This is a genomic window from Pectobacterium sp. 1950-15, from assembly GCF_037136835.1.
Taxonomy (GTDB): domain Bacteria; phylum Pseudomonadota; class Gammaproteobacteria; order Enterobacterales; family Enterobacteriaceae; genus Pectobacterium.
Genome location: NZ_JBBBQR010000011.1, coordinates 151,160 through 159,254, shown reverse-complemented (window position 1 = coordinate 159,254; position 8,095 = coordinate 151,160). Strand labels below are relative to the sequence as shown.

At 50.6% G+C, this 8,095-nt stretch carries 7 protein-coding genes and 1 riboswitch; of the genes, 2 read left to right on the top strand and 5 right to left on the bottom strand.

The window, feature by feature from the left end:
- Positions 1–125: 125 nt before the first annotated feature.
- Together murI and btuB are read right to left on the bottom strand one after the other, a co-directional pair.
- Positions 126–983 carry a glutamate racemase gene (gene murI / locus WCT94_RS14085; protein ID WP_336870047.1) on the bottom strand — a complete coding sequence of 286 codons (858 nt, stop codon included), beginning with the start codon at positions 981–983 and terminating at the stop codon, positions 126–128.
- Complete coding sequence (gene btuB, locus WCT94_RS14080; RefSeq protein WP_336870046.1) at positions 928–2,805, bottom strand: TonB-dependent vitamin B12 receptor BtuB; 1,878 nt, start codon at positions 2,803–2,805, stop codon at positions 928–930. The genes murI and btuB overlap by 56 nt, the downstream gene beginning before the upstream one ends.
- Positions 2,806–2,871: 66 nt before the next feature.
- A riboswitch (cobalamin riboswitch) is annotated at positions 2,872–3,102 on the bottom strand.
- 131 nt (positions 3,103–3,233) lie between these two features.
- Between btuB and trmA the strand changes: the two genes are divergently transcribed.
- Entirely contained in the window at positions 3,234–4,337 is a 1,104-nt protein-coding gene (gene trmA, locus WCT94_RS14075; protein ID WP_010308150.1) for a tRNA (uridine(54)-C5)-methyltransferase TrmA, read from the top strand.
- A gap of 39 nt (positions 4,338–4,376) precedes the next feature.
- On the opposite strand, the gene WCT94_RS14070 is transcribed toward trmA, so the two are convergent.
- Together WCT94_RS14070 and fabR are read right to left on the bottom strand one after the other, a co-directional pair.
- A complete protein-coding gene (locus WCT94_RS14070) occupies positions 4,377–4,763 on the bottom strand; it encodes a YijD family membrane protein (RefSeq protein WP_336870044.1) in 387 nt (128 codons plus the stop codon).
- A 35-nt stretch (positions 4,764–4,798) separates the two neighbouring features.
- Positions 4,799–5,428, bottom strand: a complete 630-nt coding sequence (gene fabR, locus WCT94_RS14065; protein WP_010308157.1) for an HTH-type transcriptional repressor FabR — start codon at positions 5,426–5,428, stop codon at positions 4,799–4,801.
- A 212-nt stretch (positions 5,429–5,640) separates the two neighbouring features.
- On the opposite strand from fabR, the gene sthA reads away from it, so the two are divergent.
- Positions 5,641–7,047: a Si-specific NAD(P)(+) transhydrogenase gene (sthA, locus tag WCT94_RS14060; RefSeq protein ID WP_012772922.1), complete on the top strand. Its 1,407-nt coding sequence runs from the start codon at positions 5,641–5,643 to the stop codon at positions 7,045–7,047.
- Here the strand turns inward: sthA and oxyR are convergent.
- Positions 7,039–7,947: a DNA-binding transcriptional regulator OxyR gene (oxyR, locus tag WCT94_RS14055; protein ID WP_010281486.1), complete on the bottom strand. Its 909-nt coding sequence runs from the start codon at positions 7,945–7,947 to the stop codon at positions 7,039–7,041. The two genes, sthA and oxyR, sit on opposite strands and share 9 nt — an antisense overlap.
- Positions 7,948–8,095: the final 148 nt, after the last annotated feature.

Here is an 8,095-nt window from a genome sequence, read left to right as displayed (position 1 = left end):
CTGTTACCGCAACCGCGTGTCGCTGTTGCCGTGTCAGTGGAGGCGCATTATAGGGACTTCTCGCCGCCTGACAAGCGCTAAATGCAAAATAATTTCTGTTTGTCTACTATTCACCCACAAAACTATCAAAGCGGTAGTTTTTCCAGCGAATCGAAGCCATAACGCTGCAATATTGGCCACAACGTGGCGACTTTAGGTGTAATCGCCAGGCAATAAACCAGATTCTTATCTGTCGAAAGTGGCGGATTATCCAGATTGGCAATTAGCCACGCGGTTCTTCTGGCAATAGCGGCACCAGAATCGACAAGACGTGTTCCATCTGGCAACGCCGCTTTCAGCTCTTCTGCTAACAACGGAAAATGCGTACAACCCAGAACAACCGTATCTGGCGGCTCCGGTAAACGCAGCCAGGGACGCAGGATTTTTTGCAGTTCGGAAATGGAAATCGTCTCCCCCTGCAATTTTGCCTCTGCCAATTCGACCAGCTCTGACGACCCGAGAGACAAAATTTGGCAATCCGTCGCAAAACGGGCAATCAGTTCGTGCGTATAGGGGCGTTGAACCGTTGCGCGCGTCGCCAGTAGGCCAACGACACCGTTGCGCGTCAGCTTAGCCGCAGGTTTCACCGCAGGGACAACACCCACGACAGGGAAAGTAAAACGCTCACGTAATGCAGGAAGAGAAATCGTACTCGCCGTATTACAGGCAATCACAACCAGTGCGAGCTGATGGCGTAGTTGAACGGCGTTAACAATTTCAACCACGCGCTCGATAATAAACTGCTGTGATTTCTCACCATAAGGAAACGCTTCGTTATCGAATGCGTATATATAGTGAAGATCCGGCAAGAGCTGCCGGATTTCATCATAAACAGACAGCCCGCCTACACCGGAATCGAAGACCAGAACCGTAGGACGGGATGGCAGGTTAGAAGGTATAGCTTCCTGTGAGATAGTATTCTCGCCCTGCCGTGCGGTAGCCATATGCCGTCTCATAATCTTTATCAAACAGGTTGGCGATTCTACCACGAACTGTCAGATGAGAGGTGATCGGATATGAGGCGGCGAGATCCCAAAGGCTATATCCTCCAAGCTTCACGGGTTTAGGTTGGAAAGTAATAGGATCAAAATCCGAATCGGAACGAGCACCTTGGTAAAGCCACGTCAACGACACATTGACATTATTTTCCAATGTTGTAGCAAGTTCATACTTCGCTTTCTTATGGGCACGGCGAGCCAAACCTTTGTCTGTAGTTTTATCTTTGGCGTCTAGGTACTCTAAAGTGACTTGATGCGAAAGCCACCCAGTGTCATACGCTGCAGTAAACTCAGCCCCAGTCATTACCGCTTTACCGATATTATCGTAGGTACTCTGGCCTAGAGGGAGTGAACGAAAGTTAATGAGGTTATCAACTTCATTACGGTAACCGGACACCCGCCAGTTCACCGGACCACTTAAGCCTTCTACGCCAAGTTCCCACTGCTTACTTTCTTCAGGCGATAAATTGGGATTCCCCTGCGAGTATGCAGTGTCATATATCTTGTCAAATGTCGGTGCTTTAAATGCTGTACCGTAAGAGCCTAAAATTCGGTAACCGTCAATAAACTCCCATGCGGCACCGGTTTGCCACGTACCGTGTCGACCATACTGTTGATTATCATCACCACGCACAGCCCCCTCTAACGTAACAGACCCCAATTGCTGCTGGGTCGTCAAGTAGACACCCGAATTATCACGACTATGAGCCTGGGTATAGGCTGCTCCTCCCCCCGGTTGTGCTCGTTCATTGCGCCAGTCAGCTCCGACACTTACGCTACCATTTCCTACATTGAAGACATTGCCCCATTGCAGATTACGTTGCTCAATTTGCGTAATCGTTCCGTTATATTTTCCGATGATGTCATTAAAATTGAGAGAATCATAAGTTTGATAACTGGCTGTTAATTGGCTTGAATAAATACCCTCATGGAATTTTAACCCTGCATCATAATTCCGGGTATTTAAGTAGCTTTTATCATTACCTTGATAAGTACCAACAACATCATAATCCGTATTATTGTCATATCCATAGGCACGGAAAAAACCGGAAGTATTTTCAGAGAAACGCTGTTCCAGCGATCCCCAAAAGGATTTGCTGCGATAACCATCGTTATCTCTGTCTGCTGGCCAAGGCGAGGAAGGATAAACATTATACCCATGGGTAGCTTCATAGCTTCCTGCAACACTGACAACGGTATTTTCACTCACATGACCACGTACTGAACCATCATAGTTCTGATAAGCATGAGAACCATAACCAGCATTTAGCACACCTCCATCCTGAGTACGTTCAGTAATAATATTGATGACGCCACTGATAGCATCAGAACCGTACACAGCAGAACGAGGGCCACGAATATATTCAATACGCTGCACTAACGACATAGGTATCTGACTGAAGTCAACACTGCCAGAGACGCCTGCAGAGGCAAGACGAACGCCATCAACCAGTACCAATACATGGTTAGAATTGCTGCCACGAATAAACATCGAACCAAGTTGTCCTCGGCCACCATTCTCAGCAATATCTACTCCTGGTAAACGACGCATCACATCATTGAGCGACTTGGCCTGCCAACGTTCGATATCAGCCCGAGTTACGATACTGTTTGCCGCCAGCACCGAAGAAACCGGCTGTGCGAAACGATTTGCCGTTACAACCATGTCATCGGCATTTTTTTCCGATGACGGATTTTGGCTTTCCTGCGCCCAGCCAGAAAATGCCGTGACGGAAAGCGCCGTCAGCAGCGAAATTTTTTTAATCATTGTTAAAGCATCCGAGAAATAATAAGGATGCCGCAGGCTCTGTTAATAGCACGCGATATGCAGAACCAATTGCGACGTATTCCGGCAGGTCTTCGGGCTTGGATGCCGTTGTCGCCACAAACCGTCAACGACGGTAGGGGATACAACGAAAGCGATGACTTCCCATCCTCAAAAGTTGAAGACAGTGTCTGCATAATAATGCTATCGCCGGGGCATTCCTTACCGCTGCGCGTCAGCTCCAGATTTACACTGGATTCCCTTTTAACTTGTGGTACAAGGCCGGACGCTCATCCTACAATCGCGAATTGTGGAAGTCTAGACTTCTATATCACTACAGAATAATCACGTAACAAAACTGGACTTCCTGGCCGGATTCCCTACAATTCCCGGCCAATAACACCCTTTTAGACGCTGTTGACGAGAAAACCATGACGCCAGAAATCCTGCCCATCGAACAATACGACGACCAGCTTGCAGAGAAAACCGAGCGTCTGCGTGGGATGATGGCACCGTTCAATGCACCAGAGCCTGTCGTCTTCCGTTCTCCCGTCAGTCACTATCGAATGCGTGCCGAATTTCGCATCTGGCACGAGGGTGACGAGCTTTACCACATCATGTTTGACCAGCAAACCAAACAGCGCATTCGGGTCGATCGCTTTCCGGCAGCCAGCGAGTTAATCAACCGCCTGATGCCGGAGCTGCTTGCTGCAATCCAGCCCGATTCCGTCCTGCGCCGCAAACTGTTCCAGATAGACTATCTGTCCACCCTGAGCGGCGAAGTGATCGTTTCACTGCTGTATCACCGCGCTCTGGACGAGGAGTGGCAGGAACACGCCCGTGCGCTGCGCGATAGCCTGACGGCGCAGGGGTTCCGTCTACAACTGATTGGCCGCGCGACAAAAACCAAAATCTGCCTCGATCGCGATTATGTCGATGAATGCCTGCCGGTTGCAGGTCGGGATATGATTTACCGACAGGTAGAAAACAGCTTCACGCAGCCGAATGCCGCAATCAATATTCAGATGCTGGAGTGGGCGCTGGATGCGACGGCGGGATCGACGGGAGATTTGCTGGAGCTGTATTGCGGCAATGGTAATTTTTCACTCGCGCTGGCAAGAAATTTCGAACGCGTACTGGCGACGGAAATCGCCAAGCCATCCGTCGCGGCAGCACAGTATAATATCGCGGCGAACCAGATAGAGAACGTGCAGATTATCCGCATGGCGGCCGAAGAATTTACGCAGGCCATGCAGGGTGTGCGTCAGTTTAACCGCTTACAGGGCATCGACCTGACAAGCTACCAGTGCGAGACCATTTTTGTTGACCCACCGCGCAGCGGACTGGATGACGAAACGGTTAAACTGGTGCAGGCATATCCGCGCATTCTTTATATTTCCTGCAACCCGGAAACGCTGAGCAACAACCTGCAAACACTCTCAGAAACCCACGACATTCGCCGTCTGGCGCTGTTCGATCAATTCCCTTACACCCACCATATGGAGTGTGGCGTGCTGTTGGAAAAACGTCAGTAACGCATACAAGCTGGCGGGCTACCCCGCCAGCATCACCGGCTATAACGTCTCGCTCTCGTCTGCGGATACGGAATCCGACTCTTTTCTGCGTCGCAGTTTCAGGCCAATCCAGAAAACCAACACCACGCACAGGATTGAAGGAATAAAGTTCGATCCAATGGCAGGATATTCAACGCGCACAATGGCGCTGTAAATCAATAAGCCCAGCAGAAAACTGGCCGCCGCCAGCATCGGAATACCTTCCGGCATACTGTGGTGCAAATAGCGTTGATGCAGGCAATAAATAGACAAGACCAGCGCAATCAAGGGAAAAATCGAGAACGGAACAATACTGCTGAACAAGGCGGCGAATGCGCCATTGACGGATAAGCCCGCAATCAACGCCAGCACCAGCGTACCTTTTTCTTGGTGAGGTTTTTCTGTCATGGTTTCTCCCTTTTCATGTTGTTGGTATAGAGGCTTTATGGCACGGTAAAGCTACTATCGTGTTCTTTTCTGTACCAGTAATAAGCACCTTTGGCGATCATCCGCAGTTGCAGTACCAGCCGCTCTTCCAGCTGTTTACGCTGTTCCAGAGAAACATCCAGCGCTTCTGCCCCCGCGCTGAAAACAATGGTCACCATCGCTTCCGACTGCGCTTCCGCAAAACTGCGGGGAATATGGTTTTCTACCTCAAGGTAATCCGCCAGTTCAGCGATAAAATGCTGAATTTCGCGCGCAACTGCCGCACGGAAAGCCGCCGACGTCCCTGAACGTTCACGCAGCAACAGCCGGAACGCATTGGGATTATTGCCGATAAATTCCATGAAGGTGGAAACCGACGTCCTGATTACGCTACCGGTCTTGGCAATACGCTGCCGAGCCTGTCGCATTAACTGACGCAGCATCAGCCCGCTTTCGTCAACCATTGTCAGCCCCAGTTCATCCACGTCACGAAAATGACGATAGAAAGATGTCGGCGCAATACCCGCTTCGCGGGCGACTTCACGCAGACTCAGGCTGGCAAAACTGCGCTCAGCGCTTAACTGGCTAAATGCAGCTTCTATAAGGGAACGACGAGTCCGTTCTTTTTGTTGTGCTCTGACACCCATTATGCTGCCCAAATGATCTACTCCCCTTTCCAGAGGGGCACTATAGCAAATTTTATTGTCCGCAGAATGAGACAAAGTTTGCCATATTAAGAATGTGAGAATCTGTTTCCATAGTAAAGGCAGGGATGATTGGGTTCTGCCGCCGTCGATGTTACAATCGCACGATGTTAAGGCCACGTTATTATTTTGTATAAAAACAGGTTTAACCTACCATGACTCTAGAACATCAATTCGATTATGATGCCATTGTGATTGGTTCCGGTCCCGGCGGTGAAGGTGCAGCAATGGGATTGGCCAAGCACGGTGCCAAAATTGCGGTGATTGAACGTCACTACAATGTCGGCGGCGGCTGTACCCACTGGGGTACGATTCCTTCCAAAGCCCTCCGCCACGCCGTCAGCCGTATTATCGAGTTCAATCAAAACCCCCTCTACAGTGACAACTCCCGCATTATTCGCTCCTCATTTTCCGACATCCTGCGCCACGCCGACAGCGTCATTGGTCAGCAAACCCGTATGCGACAAGGATTTTATGAGCGTAACCAGTGCGAGTTGTTTTCCGGCGAAGCCAGCTTCATCGATGCACACACGATCGCCGTTCACTACCCAGACAACACCCATGAAACGCTGACCGCCGCAAATATCATTATCGCGACCGGTTCACGTCCGTATCATCCGGCAGAAGTCGACTTCAACCACCCGCGTATTTACGACAGCGACTCGATTCTGCAACTCGATCACGAGCCTCAGCACGTCATCATTTACGGCGCGGGCGTTATCGGCTGCGAATATGCTTCTATCTTTCGCGGCCTGAGCGTTAAGGTCGATTTGATCAATACCCGCGATAGGCTGCTGGCGTTTCTCGATCAGGAAATGTCGGATGCCCTGTCCTACCATTTCTGGAACAACGGCGTGGTAATTCGCCACAACGAAGAGTTCGAGAGTATTGAAGGGCTGTCTGATGGCGTTATCGTTAATCTGAAATCAGGCAAAAAGATGAAGGCAGACTGCCTGCTCTATGCCAATGGACGCACGGGGAATACGGAAACGCTGGGGCTGGAGAATATTGGCCTGAGCACCGACAGCCGGGGCCAGCTCAAGGTCAACAGCATGTACCAGACGGCGCTGGCGCATATTTATGCTATTGGCGATGTCATCGGCTATCCCAGCCTGGCATCAGCAGCGTACGATCAGGGTCGGCTCGCCGCGCAGGCGATTATCAAAGGCGACGCCAGCGCGCATCTGATCGAAGATATCCCAACCGGCATCTATACCATCCCGGAAATCAGCTCCGTGGGGAAAACCGAGCAAGAGCTCACCGCAATGAAAGTCCCTTATGAAGTCGGGCGCGCGCAGTTCAAACATCTGGCACGAGCGCAGATTGTCGGGATGAATGTGGGGAGCTTGAAGATTCTGTTTCACCGTGAAACGAAGCAGATTCTGGGTATTCACTGCTTTGGTGAGCGCGCTGCGGAGATTATCCACATCGGGCAGGCCATCATGGAACAAAAAGGTGAAGGCAATACTATCGAATATTTCGTTAATACTACCTTCAACTATCCAACCATGGCAGAAGCGTACCGTGTAGCCGCGCTGAACGGGCTTAACCGCTTATTTTGACAGGTTTTCCATATAGCCCTGCATATGCTCGCGGATGGTATCAGCAAGTTGCTCATAACGTCCGCGCAGCGGTGAACCGGGGCGATACACCAGCGCGATAGTGCGCTTGGGCTCCGGTTTATAGCACGGCAAATAGCAGACGCCATCGCGTTCGCGTTCGCGCGGAACCGACAACGACGGCAGTAGCGTAATACCGCTTCCGGCAGCGACCATATTACGCAACGTCTCCAGGCTGGTCGCCCGGAAGTGCGTATCTTCATCCGCCCCCGCCTGAAAACAAAAGCCCATGGCCTGATCGCGTAGGCAGTGGCCGTCTTCCAGCATCAGCAGTTTCTCACCCGCCAGATCGGACATCGCCACACGTTCGCGGTTCGCCCACGGGTGATCCTGATAAATGGCCAGCTTCATCGGCTCATCAAAGAGCGGAACTTCGATAAAGGCTTCGGACTCTTTCACCATCGCCAGAATGGCGCAGTCCAATTTGCCGCTGTCCAACTGGGCCAGCAACTGGTGGGTTTGCGCTTCGTGCAGATACATTTCGAGCTTGGGAAACGTGCGATGCAGCATTGGAATAATTTGCGGCAGCAGATAAGGTCCTACCGTGGGGATCAGGCCGATATGCAGAGGCCCGGACATGGTTTCACCCTGCTGGCTCGCCATCTCTTTTAGTACTTTTACCTCGCGTAATACCGTTCGTGCCTGCTCGACCAGCAACAGCCCCGCTTGTGTAAACAAGACTTTGCGACTGGTTCGCTCCAGCAGCATCACGCCGAGTTCATCTTCCAGTTTACGAATCTGTCCACTGAGTGTTGGCTGACTCACATGGCAGGAATCTGCCGCACGCCGAAAATGACGATGTTCTGCCAGCGCGACAAGATACTCTAAGTCCCGAATATTCATTATTATTCTCCTTATCATGATAGCTAACAGCGATAGATAGGATATCAATGAACGACAATCCCTATCAACATCCAAAATGAATAATATATCCCACCGAAGCGTATCTATTTATTTCTACAGGAATAAAACAATATTTTTACGATTTCGG